Here is a 16,040-nt window from a genome sequence, read left to right as displayed (position 1 = left end):
GCTCACTGGAGCGCGAGCACCAGCTTGCCGGTGTTGGCTCCGGAGAAGAGCATGAGGAGGGTGTCGCCGAAGTCGTCGACATGTCCCTGCACGACCTGCTCGCGTGCGACGAGCGATCCGTCTGCCATCAGCGCGGTGATGCCGTCGACTGCTTCTGCGTAGCGGTCCTCGTAGTCGAAGACGAGGAAGCCGGACATCGTGGCCCGGTTGACCAGCAGCGACATGTAGTGCGCGGGCCCAGGAACCGGCTCGGTGGCATTGTAGGTGGAGATGGCTCCACAGATGGCGATCCTCGCGCCGAGACGCAGGGCGCGCAGGGCCGAGTCGAGCATCTCGCCGCCGACGTTGTCGAAGTAGACGTCGATGCCGTCAGGGGCCATGTCGCGCAGGCCGCGGTGCACGGGGCCCTGCTTGTAGTCGATCGCGGCGTCGAAGCCCAGCTCGTCGGTGAGCCACGCGCACTTGTCCGGTCCTCCCGCGATGCCGATCACGTGGCAGCCACGGGCCTTGGCCAGCTGGCCGACGACGCTGCCGACGGCGCCGGCTGCGCCGGACACGACCACGGTCTCGCCCGCTTTCGCTGCCGCCACGTCGAACAGTCCGAACCATGCAGTCATGCCGGGCATGCCCAGAGCACCCAGCCACGTTGCGGGCTCGGCCACCGACAGGTCGATGTGAGTGAGGTGCTCGCCCCTCAGCACGGCGTGGTCGGCGATCCCCGTCAGACCTGTGACGCTGTCACCCACGTTGAAGTCGGGGTGGCGCGACTCGAGCACGGTGCCGACGCCCGAGGCGCGCATGACGGCGTCGATCGCGACGGGCGGAACGTAGGAACGCACGTCGTTGAGCCAGCCGCGCATGGCCGGGTCGAGCGACAGGTGGGTGACCTTGACCAGGACCTCACCGTCGACGGGCGATTCGAGCTCGCTGTCTCGAACCGACCACGTGGAGCCATCGGGCAGGTCGATGGGGCGCTGGGCAAGGTGGACGCGGCGTGCGATGACTGACATCAGGCTCCTGCGGGCTTGTTGGTGAGATGACTCCCGGACGGGGCGACGCAGGCCTGCTCACCGATGCGCTCGCTCCTGCGGGTCATGGGGCCATGTAACCAGTCACGGGCTCGTCGGCTGTGCGGTGGTCAGCGTGACCTCGGCCGGCTCGCGAGGAATCGTGAACGCGACCACGGCTGCGATGACCGATGCTCCGGCGCACAGGGCGAACAGCACCTGATAGGCGCCGAGGGTCGGCAGCACGGCCGGTCCGAGGTTCAGGGTCTGTCCGGCAAGCACGGCCCCGCCGATCGCACTGGCCAGGGAGCTGCCGAGGGACCGGAGGAGGGCGTTGACGCCGTTCGCGGAGGCCAGCTCGTCGCGGGGAGCATGGGCGTTGATGATCGCCGGCATGGCGGCGTATCCGATGCCCGAGCCAGCGCCGACGATCGTCGCGCCGATGATCACCTCGGTCAGGGAGCCGACGGCCACGATGCGCATGCCCCAACCGGCCGCGAGGATGATCGCGCCCAGCGCGAGGACGCGGCTCGCGCCGATCCGGCGAGCGAGGACGGCGGTCAGCGGCGCGAGGAACAGCATCATCAGGCCACCGGGCAGCAGCGTCAGGCCGCCCACCAGCATCGAGCTGCCGAATCCGTAGCCCGCCTCGGGCGGCGACTGCACGAACGACGCGGTGCCGATCAGTGACGCGAACAGGGCGAAGCCGAAGAACATGGACGCGATGTTGGTCAGCAGGATCGGTCGGCGGGTCTGGGTGGCGAGATCGACCAGGGGTTCGGTCGTGCGTCGTTGGCTGGTCAGGAACAGGCCCAGCAGCACGGCCGACGCGATCAGCAGGCCGATGACCAGGGGCGATGACCAGCCCCACCGGCTGCCCTGCGACAACGGCAGCAGCAGGGCGAGCAGGGTGGCGGTCAGCAGCGCGGCGCCCCGGACGTCGACGCGGCCGCCTGAACGGGTGGGAGATTCGGGCACGCCCAGAGCGATGCCGGCGAAGGCGATGACGCCGATGGCCGCGGACAGCCAGAACAGGGCGTGGAAGTCGTACTCCTGCGAGACGTAGCCAGCCAGCGGCACACCGAGTGCACCTCCGACGCCCAGCATCGCGCTGACCGTGGCGATGGCCGAGCCGGCGCGCTCGCGGGGGAGCAGCGAGCTGAGCAGGCTGATGCCGAGCGGGATCGCTCCGGCCGAGACGCCCTGGATCGCGCGGCCGATGATCAGCAGCACGATGTTGCTGGTCATCGCGGTCAGCACGCAGCCGACCACGAGAGCGGCGACGGCGACCAGGAGCAGACGACGCTTGCCGAACATGTCGCCCAGGCGGCCCATCACCGGAACGGCCACGGCAGCGACGAGCAGCGTGGAGGTGAGCAGCCACTGCACCGTGTCGACGGATTGATCCAGCGTCGTCGGGAGGGTCGCCAGGACCGGGACGAGGATGGTCTGGGACAGCGGCACGACCAGTGCTCCCAGGCCGACGAACAGCAGCCACCGGCCGGTGGGTGGGTTCTGGACAGGAGTCGTGGAGCTGTCGGTGGTGGTCGTCATGGGGTCCTTCCAGGGCAGGGCACAGTTGTTCGGTGCAACCAACTGTGCCGGGGGATGCCTCGCGGGTCAACTTAGTTGACGTGTGATGTCGGTGACGGTGCGTGCGCGATACTGGCCGCATGTCGTCCAAGGATCTGATCGCCGAGCAGGCGGTCCACCTGTTCGAGACCGAGGGGTACGCGTCCACCACGGTGCGGCGCATCGCGAGCGCCGCCGGGGTCGATCCGGCGATGGTCATCCGCCACTTCGGCTCCAAGGAGGCGCTGTTCCTCGAGGTCGTCGGACTGGACGGTTTCGGCGAGACGCCGATCGATGGGCCGATCGAGGAGCTCGGCGAGCGACTCGTCGCACACTCGGTGGATCCCGAGCGCGCCGACTTCCGCAGTCACCTCGCAGCCATGGTGCGCGCCAGTGACAGAGAGGTCGTGCGGGAGGGCCTACGCGATGCGTCGCGTCGGGTCTTCGTCGACCGACTCGCTGCGGTCCTGGAGGGGGATGATGCGATGTTGCGCGCTCATCTCGTCTCCGCCCAGCTGGGCGGTCTGTTCCAGGCCTGGGCGGTCGTCGAGGAGGAGGGAATCATCGGCGCACCTCGTGCATCGATCATCGAGCTGTACGGTGCCGCCATCCAGGCACTCGTCGACCCGCGGTAGTCGCTCAGGCGTGCGACTCGGCCAGCTGCTTGAGGGTGCGCAGCTGCTTGCGGATCATCACCAGGTCGCCCCAGGCGAGGGCCTCGGCGCGCCACCGGGTCAGTCGCGAGGACGACGCTGCGGCGATCCGCACCACGATCCGCGAGTGCGACCCGGCCGGCTCGGCGGCATAGGTCATGGCGAAGCCGCCGGCGAGCCGTTGGCCGCGGGGCGTGGTGACGCCCGTCCACTGGTGCGGGGAATCGACCGACGTCACGCGCAGCACGGTGGCCATGGCCTGGCCCAGCTCAATCGTCTCGGCCCCTGGGGTGAGTGTGCGGGGGCTGCGTCGGCCGAGGTTGTCGAGCCAGTCGTAGGAGTACGGCGCCTCGGACAGCTGGCACAACCACCGCCACGTGGACTCGACCGGAGCGGCGACATCGATCGCTCGAGTCATCAGCACGGGTGTGCCGGTCACGGCGTCGTCGGCGGGGTATCGGCGCCGCGCCTCGTCGGGAGTGGCTCCCCAGACGAGGGGAAGCCCGACGGATCGCATCGGCTCATCGTACGTTCGAGTGCTGTGTCGGTGGCTTGTGATAAGCGAAATGCACTGTTGTTGCAGTGCAAAAGACTTGCGCGACGTGACGCGATGGGATACACTCGAACATACGTTCTAGTTCTGGTCCAGGGGGATCCGATGGCCGCATCGCCAGCATTCGTCGCCGCAGCTCAGGCTGCGGTCGATGCCGTGGTGGGTGTGGCGCAGGCGCCGATGTGGGCGTTGACCGACGAGCAGGTGACCGCGACGGTGGTCGACGTCCAGACGGCGATGTGTGCGCTGGAGGCGATGCGTGCGGGTCTGGTCCGGGCCGCCGAGGAGCGGCAGCTTCCCCGGTCCGACGGCGCTTCCTCCACCACGGCGTGGTTGGCCTCGACGACCCGGGTGTCCAGGCCCGCGGCCGCGCGGGTCGTCAAGACGGCCCGACTGTGCCAGGACGGTCCGATCAGCACGGCGTGGTCGATGGGTCTGGTCTCGGCCGAGCAGGTCCAGGTGATGGCCGAGGCCGTCGACCAGCTGCCCGAGTGGTTCGGCGACCAGGAGCGCCACGATGCCGCGGCCGAGCTGGTCTCCTACGCCCAGAAGTTCGCTCTCGACGACCTCAAGCGTCTGGCGAACCGGATCGTCGAGGTCGTCGATCCCGACGGTGCCGACGAGATCCTCGGTGACAAGCTCGCCGCCGAAGAGGCGCGTGCCTGGGACGCGACCCGGTTCTCGATGCGTCGCCGTGGCAACGGCACCACCCGGGGCGACTTCACGATCCCCGACGCCCAGGCCGACCACCTGCTGGCCGCGCTCGAGGCGCTGGCCGCACCGCGCCGCAAGCGGTTCACCGCCAACCGGCACGCACTCGGCATCGACGACATCATGGCGCTGCCGCACGACCAGAGGCTCGGACTCGCGTTCCTCGAGCTGATCGAGCATCTGCCCCAGGGCGCTCTGCCGCAGGCCGGGGGACTGGCCGCGACCGTCGCGGTCACCGTCGATGTCGACGTCATGCGGGCGGGCACCGGAACCGCGACCACCACCAGCGGTGGCACCATGTCGGCCGCCCAGGCGCAGCGGATGGCCTGCAACGCCCACCTCGTGGCCCTCTACCTCGACCCCGACGGCAAGATCAGCTGCACCTCCAGCCCGGGTCGCCTGTACTCCAGGCCCCAACGCATCGCCCTGGCAGCGCACGACCAGGGCTGCGTGTGGGCCGGGTGCGACCGCCCGCCCTCGCACTGCGAGGCGCACCACCTCCGCGCCTGGTCCGACGGTGGTCCCACCACTCTCGACAACGGTGTGCTGCTCTGCTTCTTCCACCACCACCTCATCCACGACGGCACCGGCTGGACGCTCGCCCGCGCTCACGACGGCATCGTCGACGTCGTCCCACCCCGACGCGTCGACCCCGACCAGGTGCCGCGACGCCACGCACGCTTCACCCGACTCGAACCGCGCGCTGCCTCCTAGCTGCTGTACGCGGACGCGGTGCCGCCCGGACCGAGGCACTGGGTGCCGACCACCGAGACCGGGAAGTCGTAGCGCTTCAGGGTTCCGCAGTCGACGAGCTCCTGCCCGCTCCACACCTGCGCCCACCGGTTGCTGGTCTTGGCCCACAGCACGGCATAGCCGCCGCACTCCGGTGCCGTCACGCCGCCGGAGGCCCAGCCAGCGCCCTGCACGGTGTCGACGCGGATCTGGGGGTCGTTGCTGCACCCGTCGATCCCTTCGGTGCGCAGGCGCGACAGCTCGCCGGTCACGAAGGTGCTGAAGTCCGCGGGGGCACCAGCGAGGGCGCTGGAGTCTCCAGAACCGGTCACGAGCGCGCCGCCCTCCGCGCTGTAGTCGACCGGGGGAGCGTCCGGGGCCGGGGTCTCCTCCGTCGGGGTCGGCGTCGGTGATCCCGATGCTGAGGGGGTGGCGGTGGCGGACGGAGTCGAGAAGGTGGGCTCCGGCGCGGTGTCGGTGCCATCGTCGCCGCGACCGCAGCCAGTGATGAGGAGGGCCAGCGCGGCCAGGGCGATCACAGAACGTTTCACGTCACCATCATCACCCGGCGAGGTGCCGGTGTGGCGACAGTGACGGGTGTGGCGTCACGGTCGACCGGCGTGCGGCACCTCGACCGACGTGGTCAGGATGACTGCCTCGGCCGCGGCGCGACGGTTGTCGGCCAGGAAGTCCGGTGCGCAGCACATGAAGAGGGTGCGGCCGTCAGCTCCGCCCAGCATGCAGGCGTACACGCCCATGGGGGTGTCGATCTGGTCGACGATCTCGCCGCCCTCGCGCACCCGGATGACCCGTCCGTGGACCGCGTCGGCGATCCACAGCATGCCCTCGGCGTCGAGTCCACAGCCGTCGGGGCCGGCGGCGGCTGTCGCGATCACCTCACCGACGTCGGTGGTGGTGGGCAGAGGCCCCAGCTCGGCCCAGATGCGATGGTCGGTCAGCGACCCGTCGTCGGCGATCGTGAACGCCGAGACCCGGTTGCCGAACGTCTCGTCGACGAGCAGGGTCGTGCCGTCGGGGGTGATGACGCTGCCGTTGGGAAAGTGCAGGCCGTCGGCGACCTGGGTGACACTGCCGTCGGGGTCCACACGCAGCAGGGCTGCGGTCGCCGTGGCCGCGCCACCCATCAGGTCGAAGCCGAAGTTGCCCAGGTAGGCCCGGCCCTGGTCGTCGACCACCATGTCGTTGGGGTCTCCGGTCACGTGGTCGGCCAGTTCGGCGTGGGTGACCAGCGTGCCGTCGTGCTCGCGGCGCAGCAGGCGGGCGTCGTGCTGCGACACGATCAGCAGGCGCCCGTCGGGCAACCAGCCCAGACCCGACGGCTGCTGGGGCACCTCGGCCTCGACCCGCAGGTCCGATCCGTCCTCGGCGCACGACTGCACGCGGTGCAGGTAGAAGTCCGAGAACCACAGCCGGTCCTCGTGCCAGCGAGGGCATTCGGAGAAGTGCAGATCGGCGACGATGGTCCTCAGCTCACGGGTCATGCCTCACCCTCTGCCGGTCGTCGATCGGTGTCAATGCCCGACTGACTGCCACTTAGAAGTCTCCGCCGTACTCCTGCGCGGTCGACTCGTACTCACTGCCACTGGGAGACTCCAAGAACAGGTCGGTGCACGCCTGCTCATCGCCCGCGATGCACTCGTCCTGCAGTGCGTCGAGCTCGGGGTCTGAGCCGTACGTCCCATCTCCGAGGAATTCGTCGTCGTCCTCGAAGAACTCGTCGTCGGGCGCGAACGCATCGTCGTCCTCGAAGATTGACTCGACTTCTGATGCACCTCGCTCCAGCGATGCGTACGCCAAGGTACCGATCAACAGATAGGGCAGGACGAGGGCGAGGGCCACGAACGTGGCCGCGTGTCCTCGCTTGGTTCCGAGGTAGCCGAACGTCGCAAGAATTGCCAGCAGCACGGTCAGCACCAGCGTTGCGAACTCGATGGGAGAGGGTGCGAATCGCACGATGAGGTAGGAGGCAACGACCGTGACGACAGCCGTCCCGACTCCGAGCGCTGGCCAGAGCCAGGATGGCTTCTTCATGATGGTCACTCCGATGGGAAAGTTCAGACTGAACCTAGGGCACTGATTCGCTACTGTCAGCGGAACTCCGCACCGTCTCGGCCTCGACGACGGTCACGTATGTGAGCCGCTCGGCCGAGCTGTTGGGCGACTCCGGGGATCCGTCGAGGTCAGGGCACCGGGGTCGCATCGCTCACCCGCGACGATGCTCAGATCCTGCGTCATACGGGCTCATGGAGCGCAGTCGTCCACAGGATCGAGCAGAGAGGCCTTCACACTGGGCCTTTGGTCCGGCAGGATGGCCAAAAGCGAACGATTCGGGGGAATCGCGATGGAGCACCTGGCGCCGGCACTGGCCGATCGTGTGCGCGATCTCGTCCGCGAACGCCGCATCGATCCGCGCACCGACACCGACGCGGTCCGGCGTGCCGCGGTCGATGTCATCGCCGAGCACGACCGTCGCAGCCTCACCGGAGCAGTCCGACCCGTCGAGCAGGCAGAAGCGGTCATCGGTCAGATCCTGGCCGACGTGTCGGGTTTCGGTCCGCTGCAGCAGTTCCTCGACGACGACACCGTCGAGGAGATCTGGATCAACCAGCCTGATCGGGTCTTCATCGCCCGCGACGGGGTCCACGAGCTCACCACGGTCGTCCTCACCGCCGACCACGTGCGCGAGCTGGTCGAGCGGATGTTGTCCAGCAGCGGGCGTCGTCTCGACATCAGCCAGCCGTTCGTCGACGCCATGCTGCCCGGAGGTCATCGTCTGCACGTCGTGCTCGACGGCATCACGCGGGGATTCGCCGCCGTCAACATCCGCAAGTTCATCGCGAAGGCGCACTCGCTGGCCGATCTCGTCACGCTCGGCACGCTTGATCGTGGACCGGCGGACTTTCTCGATGCTTCGGTGAGAGCTGGCCTCAACGTGGTGGTCTCCGGGGGTACGCAGGCGGGAAAGACCACCCTGCTGAACTGCTTGGCGGCATCGATTCCGGGCACGCAACGGCTGGTGTCGGTCGAGGAGGTCTTCGAGCTCAAGTGCGGGCATCCCGACTGGGTCGCGATGCAGACCCGACAGGCGGGCCTCGAGGGCACCGGCGAGATCGGGCTGCGCACGCTCATGAAGGAAGCCCTGCGGATGAGGCCGTCACGCATCATCGTCGGCGAGGTCCGTGCAGCCGAGTGCCTCGACCTGCTGCTGGCGTTGAACGCCGGGTTGCCGGGCATGGCGTCCATCCATGCCAACTCGGCGCGGCAGGCGCTGGTCAAGATGTGCACGCTCCCGCTCCTGGCCGGCGAGAACATCGGGTCGCGCTTCGTGGTGCCCACGGTCGCGTCCTCGGTGGACCTCGTCGTGCACACGGCCATGGGGCCCGACGGCTCTCGAGGTGTCCGCGAGATCGTGGCAGTGACGGGGCGCGTCGAGAACGCCATGATCGAGTCCGAACCGGTCTTCACCCGACGAGGCGGCATTCTGCAGCGCGATCACGGGATCCCCGCGCGGCGAGACGTGTTCGAGCGAGCGGGCATCGACCTGGATCGTCTGCTGGGGGTGTCGGCATGGGCGCCCTGATCGGAGCGATGTTCGGGCTGGGATGTGTGCTGCTCGCGTGGCGCTGGCTCGAGCCGGGCTGGCGCCCTCGTCCGCGAGCGCGGCGGCAGCGCCGCAATCGGATCGACGAGCTGCTCGCATCAGCGGGAGTCACGGGAGTCGCTGCCTGGCAGGTGGTCCTCCTGTGCGCCGCTGCGTTCGCTCTCGGCTCCTTGGTCTTGCTGGCAGCCTCCGGGGTGCCAGCCATCGGGGTGCTGTTCGGTCTCATGGCGGGCTCCGTTCCGATCGCAGTTCTGCGAGGACGTGCAGCTCGCCGACGCAGGGAGCACGGTGCGCTGTGGCCCGATGTGGTGGACCACCTCACGTCCGCGGTGCGGGCGGGGTTGTCGCTCCCCGACGCGCTGATCCAGCTCGGCGAGCGCGGCCCCGAGGGGCTCCGCGAGCCCTTCTCCCAGTTCGGGCGCGACTACCAGTCCTCGGGCCGTTTCCACCAGGCGCTCGACCTGCTCAAGGACAGATTGGCCGATCCCACCGGCGACCGGGTCGTGGAGGCCTTACGGATTGCCCGAGACGTCGGCGGTGGAGATCTGGGGCGAGTCCTGCGCTCCCTGGCTGGCTTCCTGCGCGACGACCAACGCACCCGCGGCGAGGTCGAGGCGCGACAGTCCTGGACCGTCACCGGAGCTCGTCTTGCGGTTGCAGCGCCGTGGATCGTGCTGCTGCTCATGTGCTTCCAGAGTGATGTGGTGCGTCGATACGCCACGACCACCGGCCTGATCGTGCTCGGCGGTGGAGCGGTCGCGTGTGTGGTGGCGTATCGGCTGATGATCGCGATCGGTCGGTTGCCGTCGGAGAAGCGGATCCTCGCATGAGCGGCGCACTGATCGGGTTCAGCCTGTCAGCCGGCCTCTGGTTGATGGCCTCGGGCTGGTGGCGCAACCGTCGACCATCGGTCGATCAACGTGTGCTGCCGTACGTGCGCGACGTCCACCCCTACATCGACGGCCCGGCAGGATCAGCCGGGGTCGTGGGGGCCGTGTTCGGTCCCTCGGTGCGGCGCGCAGGCGCGACCGTCGGCGAATGGGTGGGCAGCTCCTCATCGGTCCGCTCACGTCTCGACCGGCTGGGTGACCCGCGCGGCCCCGACGACTTCAGAGTCCGGCAAGCTCTATGGGGCGTATCGGGTCTCGGACTTGCGATCGCGACGTCCCTCGTGCTGTGGGTCTCCCAGCGCACCCCCGCTCCGATCCTCCTGGTCGCGTGCGCATTCGGCTTCATCGCCGGGGTCATGTGGTGCGACAACCGCCTCACCGACAGGGTGCGCCGGCGCGAGAAGGAGATGGAGGCCGAGTTTCCGGTGGTTGCCGAGCTGCTCGCGCTGGCCGTCGCCGCGGGCGAGAGCCCGGTGGCCGGACTCGAGCGTGTGCTCCAGGTCAGCCACGGGAGTCTGTCCGACGAGCTGACCCGGGTGATGGCAGAGATTCGCACGGGCACCTCGATGGCCGCGGCGTTCGACCAGCTCGCTCGGCGCACTGCGGTCACCAGCATCTCGCGATTCGCCGAAGGTCTGGCGGTCGCTCTCGACCGGGGCACCCCTCTTGTCGATGTCCTGCACGCGCAGGCGGCCGATGTGCGCGAGTCCGCTCGACGCGAGCTCATGGAGACCGGAGGGCGCAAGGAGGTCGCGATGATGATCCCCGTTGTCTTCCTCGTGCTCCCGGTGACGGTCGTCTTCGCCTTCTACCCGGGACTGGTCGGTTTGCACCTGACCTCCGGATCGTGATTCATCCAGCCTGACCAACCCGACCCAACAGGGGGAAACATGCTCGACCCAGCAGAAGGAAACATGAAGGGGATCCAACGACTCGACCGTCACGACGAACGCGGTGACGTGCCCGGCTGGGTCATGATCACCGTGATGTCGGCCGGCCTGGTCGCCCTGCTGGCCGCAGCAGCGGGCCCGCAGCTGCAGTCGATGCTGACCCAGGCGTTGTCCGCCGTCGGCGGGTAGCTCGTCGTGCCTCGCCGTGGTGACGTCCGGGCGACCTTCGGTGGCGACCGTGGCGCTGCGGTTCCTGAGTTCGTCATGGTGATGGTGCTGCTCGTGCCGCTGGTGCTGGGTATCGCGCAGGTCGCGCTGGTGCTGCACGTCCGCAACACCGCCACGGCTGCTGCGTCGGAGGGTGCGCGCGCCGCTGCTCCGCTGGGTGCCTCGGTCGACGACGGGGTGCGTCGTACCCGACAGATCATCACCGATTCACTCGCCGACGGCTATGCGGACGATGTCACGGCCGGATACGCGATCACGGGCGGCATCGCGACTACCGAGGTGGTGGTCCGCACCCGGGTGCCGGCTCTCGGACTGTTCGGCCCCTCGGTCCCTCTCACGGTCCGTGGGCACGCCGTCCGTGAGCTCGAGCCGTGAACCGGCCCGAGCGCGGTACCGCCACGATCGAGTTCATCTGGTTGTCGATCCTGCTGATGGTCCCGCTGGTCTACGTGCTGATCGCCGTCTTCGACACCCAACGAGCTGCCTACGGGACCTCGACGGCGAGCCAGTCCGCGGCTCGCATCTTCTTGCAGTCGCCTGACGTCCCCACCGCCCAGCGGCGGGCTGAGTCGGCCGCGCTGATCGCGATGCAGGACCAGGGTGTCGACGGCGCGACCGTCCGCGTCACCTGCCTGCCCTCTCCGTCACAGTGCCTGCAGCCCGGCTCATCCGTCCGGGTCTTCGTGCAGGTCTCGCAACGGCTTCCCCTGACACCCGAGGTCCTGGGCGACCAGCTCGGAGCCATCACCGTCGACAGCACCCACACCCAGCCCTACGGAACCTTCCGGGCCCAGCGATGAAGGTTCAGCGATGACGAGCCGCGAACGCGGCACCATCACGGTCATGACGATCGGCTTCTTCGCCGTGCTCGGGCTGCTCGTGGCGGTCGTCATCAACGCTTCGGGCGCCTTCCTGGAACGCCGAGAGCTCGACAACCTCGCCGATGGTGCGGCGCTCGCAGCGGCCGATGGTCTGGACACCGAGGCGTTCTACACCGGGGGAGAGGTGACGGTCGACCCGGCGCGGGCGCGCCGACTCGTGGCCGACTACGTGGCCGGATCGGACGCACGAATCGTCAGCGTCACCACCACGCAGGACAGCATCGTGGTGCGCCTCGAACGGTCGGTCCGGCTGGCCCTGCGGCCGCCCGGTCTGCCCTCGAGCACCACGGTCGTTGCCGAGGCGAGCGGCAGCCTGCGGGTCGCCGATCCGTGAAACGGATCAGTCGCTCCGGGGATCCTCCGCAGATCGTCGGGCGCGGGCGTTCTTGATCTGCTGGGTGAGCGTGGTGTGTGAGCCGGCGACGGTGTCGTTGATCTCGCGGTAGGTCATGCCTGCGTCGAAGGCGTCGAGCAGGGCGTCCTCGTACACGTGGGTGGCGGCGCTGACCGCGTCGTCGCGCCGGGCCTTGGCGTGCGCGAGTCGCTCAACGACCTCGGGTCCGAAGTCGGGTCGTTTGCGTTGGGCCATGTACCTGACGATAAGCCTGTTGTGGGCTCGTGCAGATCGTGATGGAGTGCACCATGGCAAACAACGGTGGGCACAACGACGACCTCAAGGCCAAGATGCGCGAAGCGCTGGCCAAGAAGCAGGAGAAGCACCACCCCAGCGACGAAGGCGTCGAGCATGACGGCAGCGAGAAGTCGCACGGTGCGGACAAGCCCATCGAGCAGGCAGAGTTCCGCCGCAAGAGCATCTGAGGAACACCTGTAATCTCATGCGAGTGGCTACCGACTTCGCAGAACAGATCAAGGCGCTCGACGGCACCTTGTCCTCGATCGAGAAGGTGCTCGACGTCGACTCGATGCGCTCTGAGATCGCTGACCTGCAAGAACAGGTCAGTGCGCCCGACCTGTGGAACGACCAGGCCAACGCCCAGCGCGTGACAGGGCGGCTCAACACCCTGCAGCACGACACCGAGCGGGTGGCCAACCTGCGGGCCCGCATCGAGGACCTCGAGGTCCTCGTCGAGCTGAGCCAAGAGGAGGCCGACGCCGACTCCATCGCCGAGGCCGAGACCGAGCTGAGCCGTCTGCGCACCGAGATCGAGTCGCTCGAGGTCCGCACCCTGCTGTCGGGGGAGTACGACGAGCGCGAGGCGCTGGTCTCCATCCGCTCGGGTGCCGGAGGCGTCGACGCCGCCGACTTCGCCGAGATGCTGCAGCGCATGTACGTGCGCTGGGCTGAGCGGCACGGCTACCCGACCGAGGTCTACGACGTGTCGTACGCCGAGGAGGCAGGCATCAAGTCCACGACCTTCGCCGTCAAGGCCCCCTACGCCTACGGCACCCTGTCGGTCGAGGCCGGCACCCACCGACTCGTGCGTATCTCGCCGTTCGACAACCAGGGCCGCCGCCAGACGTCGTTCGCCGCGGTCGAGGTCGTGCCGGTGCTGGAGGAGACCGACCAGATCGATCTGCCCGACGAAGAGGTGCGCGTCGACGTCTACCGCTCCTCGGGCCCCGGCGGGCAGAGCGTCAACACCACCGACTCCGCAGTCCGCCTGACCCACATCCCCACCGGCACGGTGGTCAGCTGCCAGAACGAGAAGAGCCAGCTGCAGAACAAGGCATCGGCGATGGTCATCCTCAAGGCCAAGCTGTTGGCCCTCAAGAAGGCTGAGGAGCGTGCGCACCTCGACGAGCTGCGCGGCGACGTGCAGGCTTCCTGGGGTGACCAGATGCGCAACTACGTGCTGAATCCGTACCAGATGGTCAAGGACCTGCGCACCGAGCACGAGTCCGGCAACACCCAGGCCGTCCTCGACGGCGAGATCGACGACTTCGTCGAGGCCGGCATCCGCTGGCGCCGCAACAATGAGGGCTCGGCCTGATCGATCCGCGCGTCACCGATCGGGCGGACGCCTGCACGCAGCGTCCGGCATGTGAGAGACGCGTCGTCCGCGCTCACCGACTCCGTACCGTCGAGTGGTGAGCACACTTCTGACCCAGGCCAAGACCTCCACGCCGGCTCCTGAGCAGGGCGAGGCGCCGCCCATCCAGCGCGGCCCGACCATGGCCGCAGCCGTCGTCGCGGCGGCACTCGTCGTCTGGGTCGGGATCGAGCACGGTGGACGCCAGGCCGTGCTGCTCGGGCTGGGGCTCGGCCTGGGCCTCGCGCTGTTCCATTCACGCTTCGGCTTCACCTCGGGCTGGCGCCAGCTGGTCGCGGTGGGCAACGGAGCCGGTGTGCGAGCCCACGCGCTGCTGCTCGGGGTCGCCGCGACCCTCGGCCTCCTGATCCTGGCGACCAGCTCTGGACTGTTCGGATCGACACCAGCACCGGCTGCAGGCCCCCTGGGCGTGGGTCTGCTCGCGGGCTCGTTCCTGTTCGGCCTCGGCATGCAGCTGGGCGGGGCCTGCGCCTCGGGAACCCTGTTCGCCGTGGGTTCGGGCCAGACCAGCATCCTGGTGACCCTGTTCGGCTTCATCGTCGGCTCGGTGCTCTACACCTGGCAGTACGACCTCGTCGACAACCTGCCGGCCTGGGATCCGGTGCTGCTGCAGGACCACGTCGGGTTCGGCGGCGCCTGGCTGGTCACGCTCCTCGTGCTGGTGGCCATCGTCGTCGTCTCGAAGGTGGTCCAGGCGCGCCGCAACCCGCCACCCACTGGGCGTCCGCCGACGGCCCACGGTCTGGTGCGGGTCCTGCGTGGTTCGTGGCCGATGATCGTCGGCGCCGTGGTGATCGGTGTCCTCGCAGCCGCGGTGCTGTGGGTCTCGGGCGGGATCTGGGGAGTCACCTCGGCCTTCGGGCTGTGGGGTGCGAAGTTCCTGCAGCTGCTCGGCGCGAACCCGGAGACCTGGACGTACTGGCAGCAACCGGGACAGGCCAGTTCGCTGTCGGCGTCCCTGCTGGCCGACAAGACGACGCTGACCAATCTCGGCGTCATCATCGGCGCGGCCTTTGCCGCCACCCTCGGCGGCGTCTACACGCTCAAGCACCGCTTCCGGGCTCGGGAGACGACCGCCGCGCTGCTCGGCGGCATCCTGCTCGGCGTGGGGGCGCGGCTTGCGAACGGCTGCAACATCGGCGCCTACCTCGGGGGCATCTCGACGGGCAGCATCTCGGGCTGGATCTGGGCCGTCGCGGCCCTGGCCGGCACCTGGGTGGGGCTGAAGCTGCGGCCGTACTTCGGGCTCGGGGTGCCGAAGTCGCAGGACTCGGTCTGCTGATCGTCCTCAGTGCGACCGCGAGGCGCGCGCGATCGTCTCCAGCCGCTCGCGGTGGGCCGCCTGCCAGTCGCCGGGCGGCAGGTTGGAGTTGTCGGCCCGCATCCCCACCGAGCCGTCGATCAGTTCGCGCACGATGTCGGCATGCCCGCAGTGACGGTTCAGCTCGGCGGTGATGTGCACCATGATCGTGTGCAGCGTGACGTCGCCGCGCTCGCCCGGCCACCACGGCACCCGGCCGGGGGAGTCGAGGTCCAGCCCCGCGACGGTCGCGTCGACGTGGCGCCAGCACCGGTCATCGAACGTCAGGATGTCGGTCGACGACTCGTCCTCTGTGGCGAACATGTCGAGGTTGTCCTCCGCGTCCTCGGCGAACAGCCAGTCCAGCGGTTCGTCGAAGGGACGGTCGAACGCGTTGCCGAAGTACCCGACGGTCGTGGCCGCAGTGTGCTTGACCAAGCCGAGCAGATTGGTTCCGGTGGCGACAAGAGGTCGGCGCAGGTCGTACTCGTCGAGCCCCTCGAGCTTCCAGCGCAGCGCGTCGTGCGCGTGGTGCATGTACCCGTGCAGCGTGTCCTTGTGTCCCATGCTCACAGCAGATACTGACAACGAGTGACTCGTCAACAGGTCTGCGTGACTCGTCGACGGGTCTGCGTGACTCGTCGACGGGTCTGCGTGACTCGTCGACGGGCTATGTGGTTGCGCTGAAGGCGGCGTCGAAGGCTGCGGTGGGGGCGTCGAACAGGTTGCGCTTGACGAACTCGAGGGCCTCGGGGGCACCGAGGAGCCGGTCCATGCCGGCGTCCTCCCACTCGATCGAGATCGGTCCGGTGTAGCCGATGGTGTTGAGCATGCGGAAGCACGCCTCCCACGGCACGTCACCGCGTCCGGTCGACACGAAGTCCCAGCCACGTCGCGGATCGGCCCACGGCAGGTGCGAGCCGAGCCGACCGTTGCGGCCGTTGCCGGTCTGCTTCTTGGCGTCCTTGCAGTCGACGTGGTAGATCCGG

General features: G+C 68.7%; 21 protein-coding genes. 12 read left to right on the top strand and 9 right to left on the bottom strand.

Going from position 1 to position 16,040, the window contains the following annotated elements:
- Positions 1-2 precede the first annotated feature (2 nt).
- Positions 3-1,010, bottom strand: a complete 1,008-nt coding sequence (locus ACHAA3_RS15895) for an NADP-dependent oxidoreductase (RefSeq protein WP_435710065.1) — start codon at positions 1,008-1,010, stop codon at positions 3-5.
- A gap of 102 nt (positions 1,011-1,112) precedes the next feature.
- Complete coding sequence (locus tag ACHAA3_RS15890) at positions 1,113-2,561, bottom strand: MFS transporter (protein WP_435710064.1); 1,449 nt, start codon at positions 2,559-2,561, stop codon at positions 1,113-1,115.
- 119 nt (positions 2,562-2,680) lie between these two features.
- Here ACHAA3_RS15890 and ACHAA3_RS15885 point away from each other — a divergent pair, with 119 nt between their 5' ends.
- Complete coding sequence (locus tag ACHAA3_RS15885) at positions 2,681-3,214, top strand: TetR family transcriptional regulator (RefSeq protein WP_435710063.1); 534 nt, start codon at positions 2,681-2,683, stop codon at positions 3,212-3,214.
- A 4-nt stretch (positions 3,215-3,218) separates the two neighbouring features.
- Here the strand turns inward: ACHAA3_RS15885 and ACHAA3_RS15880 are convergent, their stop codons facing one another.
- Positions 3,219-3,749, bottom strand: coding sequence for a hypothetical protein (locus ACHAA3_RS15880; protein ID WP_435710062.1), 531 nt, complete (start codon positions 3,747-3,749; stop codon positions 3,219-3,221).
- A gap of 141 nt (positions 3,750-3,890) precedes the next feature.
- Between ACHAA3_RS15880 and ACHAA3_RS15875 the strand changes: the two genes are divergently transcribed.
- Positions 3,891-5,210, top strand: coding sequence for a DUF222 domain-containing protein (locus ACHAA3_RS15875; RefSeq protein ID WP_435710061.1), 1,320 nt, complete (start codon positions 3,891-3,893; stop codon positions 5,208-5,210).
- On the opposite strand, the gene ACHAA3_RS15870 is transcribed toward ACHAA3_RS15875, so the two are convergent.
- Genes ACHAA3_RS15870 through ACHAA3_RS15860 form a run of 3 tightly spaced genes read right to left on the bottom strand, consistent with a single transcriptional unit; the run spans position 5,207 to position 7,280 of the window.
- Complete coding sequence (locus tag ACHAA3_RS15870; protein WP_435710060.1) at positions 5,207-5,779, bottom strand: hypothetical protein; 573 nt, start codon at positions 5,777-5,779, stop codon at positions 5,207-5,209. The two genes, ACHAA3_RS15875 and ACHAA3_RS15870, sit on opposite strands and share 4 nt — an antisense overlap.
- Before the next feature lie 54 nt (positions 5,780-5,833).
- Positions 5,834-6,730 carry an SMP-30/gluconolactonase/LRE family protein gene (locus tag ACHAA3_RS15865; protein WP_435710059.1) on the bottom strand — a complete coding sequence of 299 codons (897 nt, stop codon included), beginning with the start codon at positions 6,728-6,730 and terminating at the stop codon, positions 5,834-5,836.
- Between the two features lie 52 nt (positions 6,731-6,782).
- Positions 6,783-7,280 carry a hypothetical protein gene (locus ACHAA3_RS15860; protein ID WP_435710058.1) on the bottom strand — a complete coding sequence of 166 codons (498 nt, stop codon included), beginning with the start codon at positions 7,278-7,280 and terminating at the stop codon, positions 6,783-6,785.
- A gap of 277 nt (positions 7,281-7,557) precedes the next feature.
- On the opposite strand from ACHAA3_RS15860, the gene ACHAA3_RS15855 reads away from it, so the two are divergent.
- The 7 genes from ACHAA3_RS15855 to ACHAA3_RS15825 all read left to right on the top strand — a co-directional run bounded on the left by ACHAA3_RS15855 (position 7,558) and on the right by ACHAA3_RS15825 (position 12,073).
- The gene (locus tag ACHAA3_RS15855) at positions 7,558-8,829 is read left to right on the top strand and encodes a CpaF family protein (protein ID WP_435710057.1); all 1,272 of its coding nucleotides are present in this window, start codon (positions 7,558-7,560) and stop codon (positions 8,827-8,829) included.
- The gene (locus tag ACHAA3_RS15850; RefSeq protein ID WP_435710056.1) at positions 8,817-9,680 is read left to right on the top strand and encodes a type II secretion system F family protein; all 864 of its coding nucleotides are present in this window, start codon (positions 8,817-8,819) and stop codon (positions 9,678-9,680) included. Before ACHAA3_RS15855 ends, ACHAA3_RS15850 begins: the two co-directional genes overlap by 13 nt.
- Entirely contained in the window at positions 9,677-10,591 is a 915-nt protein-coding gene (locus tag ACHAA3_RS15845; protein ID WP_435710055.1) for a type II secretion system F family protein, read from the top strand. Before ACHAA3_RS15850 ends, ACHAA3_RS15845 begins: the two co-directional genes overlap by 4 nt.
- Positions 10,592-10,654: 63 nt before the next feature.
- Entirely contained in the window at positions 10,655-10,819 is a 165-nt protein-coding gene (locus ACHAA3_RS15840) for a hypothetical protein (RefSeq protein WP_435710054.1), read from the top strand.
- Between the two features lie 6 nt (positions 10,820-10,825).
- Complete coding sequence (locus ACHAA3_RS15835; RefSeq protein WP_435710053.1) at positions 10,826-11,233, top strand: TadE/TadG family type IV pilus assembly protein; 408 nt, start codon at positions 10,826-10,828, stop codon at positions 11,231-11,233.
- A complete protein-coding gene (locus tag ACHAA3_RS15830) occupies positions 11,230-11,658 on the top strand; it encodes a hypothetical protein (RefSeq protein ID WP_435710052.1) in 429 nt (142 codons plus the stop codon). The genes ACHAA3_RS15835 and ACHAA3_RS15830 overlap by 4 nt, the downstream gene beginning before the upstream one ends.
- 10 nt (positions 11,659-11,668) lie before the next feature.
- The gene (locus ACHAA3_RS15825) at positions 11,669-12,073 is read left to right on the top strand and encodes a pilus assembly protein TadG-related protein (RefSeq protein WP_435710050.1); all 405 of its coding nucleotides are present in this window, start codon (positions 11,669-11,671) and stop codon (positions 12,071-12,073) included.
- Between the two features lie 6 nt (positions 12,074-12,079).
- Here the strand turns inward: ACHAA3_RS15825 and ACHAA3_RS15820 are convergent, their stop codons facing one another.
- Positions 12,080-12,328, bottom strand: coding sequence for a hypothetical protein (locus ACHAA3_RS15820; protein WP_435710049.1), 249 nt, complete (start codon positions 12,326-12,328; stop codon positions 12,080-12,082).
- Between the two features lie 53 nt (positions 12,329-12,381).
- Here ACHAA3_RS15820 and ACHAA3_RS15815 point away from each other — a divergent pair, with 53 nt between their 5' ends.
- From ACHAA3_RS15815 to ACHAA3_RS15805, 3 genes are all read left to right on the top strand, one after another.
- The gene (locus ACHAA3_RS15815; RefSeq protein ID WP_435710048.1) at positions 12,382-12,558 is read left to right on the top strand and encodes a DUF5302 domain-containing protein; all 177 of its coding nucleotides are present in this window, start codon (positions 12,382-12,384) and stop codon (positions 12,556-12,558) included.
- A 17-nt stretch (positions 12,559-12,575) separates the two neighbouring features.
- On the top strand, positions 12,576-13,691 hold the full coding sequence (gene prfB / locus ACHAA3_RS15810; RefSeq protein ID WP_435710047.1) for a peptide chain release factor 2: 1,116 nt from the start codon (positions 12,576-12,578) through the stop codon (positions 13,689-13,691).
- 97 nt (positions 13,692-13,788) lie between these two features.
- The gene (locus ACHAA3_RS15805) at positions 13,789-15,033 is read left to right on the top strand and encodes a YeeE/YedE family protein (protein ID WP_435710045.1); all 1,245 of its coding nucleotides are present in this window, start codon (positions 13,789-13,791) and stop codon (positions 15,031-15,033) included.
- 6 nt (positions 15,034-15,039) lie between these two features.
- Here the strand turns inward: ACHAA3_RS15805 and ACHAA3_RS15800 are convergent, their stop codons facing one another.
- Together ACHAA3_RS15800 and ACHAA3_RS15795 are read right to left on the bottom strand one after the other, a co-directional pair.
- Complete coding sequence (locus ACHAA3_RS15800) at positions 15,040-15,618, bottom strand: DinB family protein (RefSeq protein WP_435710044.1); 579 nt, start codon at positions 15,616-15,618, stop codon at positions 15,040-15,042.
- Between the two features lie 103 nt (positions 15,619-15,721).
- Positions 15,722-16,040, bottom strand: a 319-nt coding sequence (locus tag ACHAA3_RS15795; protein ID WP_435710042.1) for a sugar phosphate isomerase/epimerase family protein, incomplete at its 5' end; no start/stop codon positions are given.

This window comes from Aeromicrobium sp. CF3.5 (genome assembly GCF_051262695.1).
Lineage (GTDB): Bacteria > Actinomycetota > Actinomycetes > Propionibacteriales > Nocardioidaceae > Aeromicrobium.
The sequence above is the reverse complement of the archived record's forward strand: the minus strand, read 5'-3'. Positions and strand labels throughout refer to the sequence as shown.

What these genes read in the sequence shown, in the direction of transcription:
- ACHAA3_RS15880 (WP_435710062.1), bottom strand. Translation starts at nt 3,749, where the DNA reads ATGCGATCCGTCGGGCTTCCCCTCGTCTGGGGAGCCACTCCCGACGAG.
- ACHAA3_RS15815 (WP_435710048.1), top strand. Translation starts at nt 12,382, where the DNA reads ATGGCAAACAACGGTGGGCACAACGACGACCTCAAGGCCAAGATGCGC.
- ACHAA3_RS15895 (WP_435710065.1), bottom strand. Translation starts at nt 1,010, where the DNA reads ATGTCAGTCATCGCACGCCGCGTCCACCTTGCCCAGCGCCCCATCGAC.
- ACHAA3_RS15840 (WP_435710054.1), top strand. Translation starts at nt 10,655, where the DNA reads ATGAAGGGGATCCAACGACTCGACCGTCACGACGAACGCGGTGACGTG.
- ACHAA3_RS15865 (WP_435710059.1), bottom strand. Translation starts at nt 6,730, where the DNA reads ATGACCCGTGAGCTGAGGACCATCGTCGCCGATCTGCACTTCTCCGAA.
- ACHAA3_RS15845 (WP_435710055.1), top strand. Translation starts at nt 9,677, where the DNA reads ATGAGCGGCGCACTGATCGGGTTCAGCCTGTCAGCCGGCCTCTGGTTG.
- ACHAA3_RS15800 (WP_435710044.1), bottom strand. Translation starts at nt 15,618, where the DNA reads ATGGGACACAAGGACACGCTGCACGGGTACATGCACCACGCGCACGAC.
- ACHAA3_RS15860 (WP_435710058.1), bottom strand. Translation starts at nt 7,280, where the DNA reads ATGAAGAAGCCATCCTGGCTCTGGCCAGCGCTCGGAGTCGGGACGGCT.
- ACHAA3_RS15890 (WP_435710064.1), bottom strand. Translation starts at nt 2,561, where the DNA reads ATGACGACCACCACCGACAGCTCCACGACTCCTGTCCAGAACCCACCC.
- ACHAA3_RS15850 (WP_435710056.1), top strand. Translation starts at nt 8,817, where the DNA reads ATGGGCGCCCTGATCGGAGCGATGTTCGGGCTGGGATGTGTGCTGCTC.
- ACHAA3_RS15820 (WP_435710049.1), bottom strand. Translation starts at nt 12,328, where the DNA reads ATGGCCCAACGCAAACGACCCGACTTCGGACCCGAGGTCGTTGAGCGA.
- prfB (WP_435710047.1), top strand. Translation starts at nt 12,576, where the DNA reads ATGCGAGTGGCTACCGACTTCGCAGAACAGATCAAGGCGCTCGACGGC.
- ACHAA3_RS15875 (WP_435710061.1), top strand. Translation starts at nt 3,891, where the DNA reads ATGGCCGCATCGCCAGCATTCGTCGCCGCAGCTCAGGCTGCGGTCGAT.
- ACHAA3_RS15885 (WP_435710063.1), top strand. Translation starts at nt 2,681, where the DNA reads ATGTCGTCCAAGGATCTGATCGCCGAGCAGGCGGTCCACCTGTTCGAG.
- ACHAA3_RS15855 (WP_435710057.1), top strand. Translation starts at nt 7,558, where the DNA reads ATGGCCAAAAGCGAACGATTCGGGGGAATCGCGATGGAGCACCTGGCG.
- ACHAA3_RS15825 (WP_435710050.1), top strand. Translation starts at nt 11,669, where the DNA reads ATGACGAGCCGCGAACGCGGCACCATCACGGTCATGACGATCGGCTTC.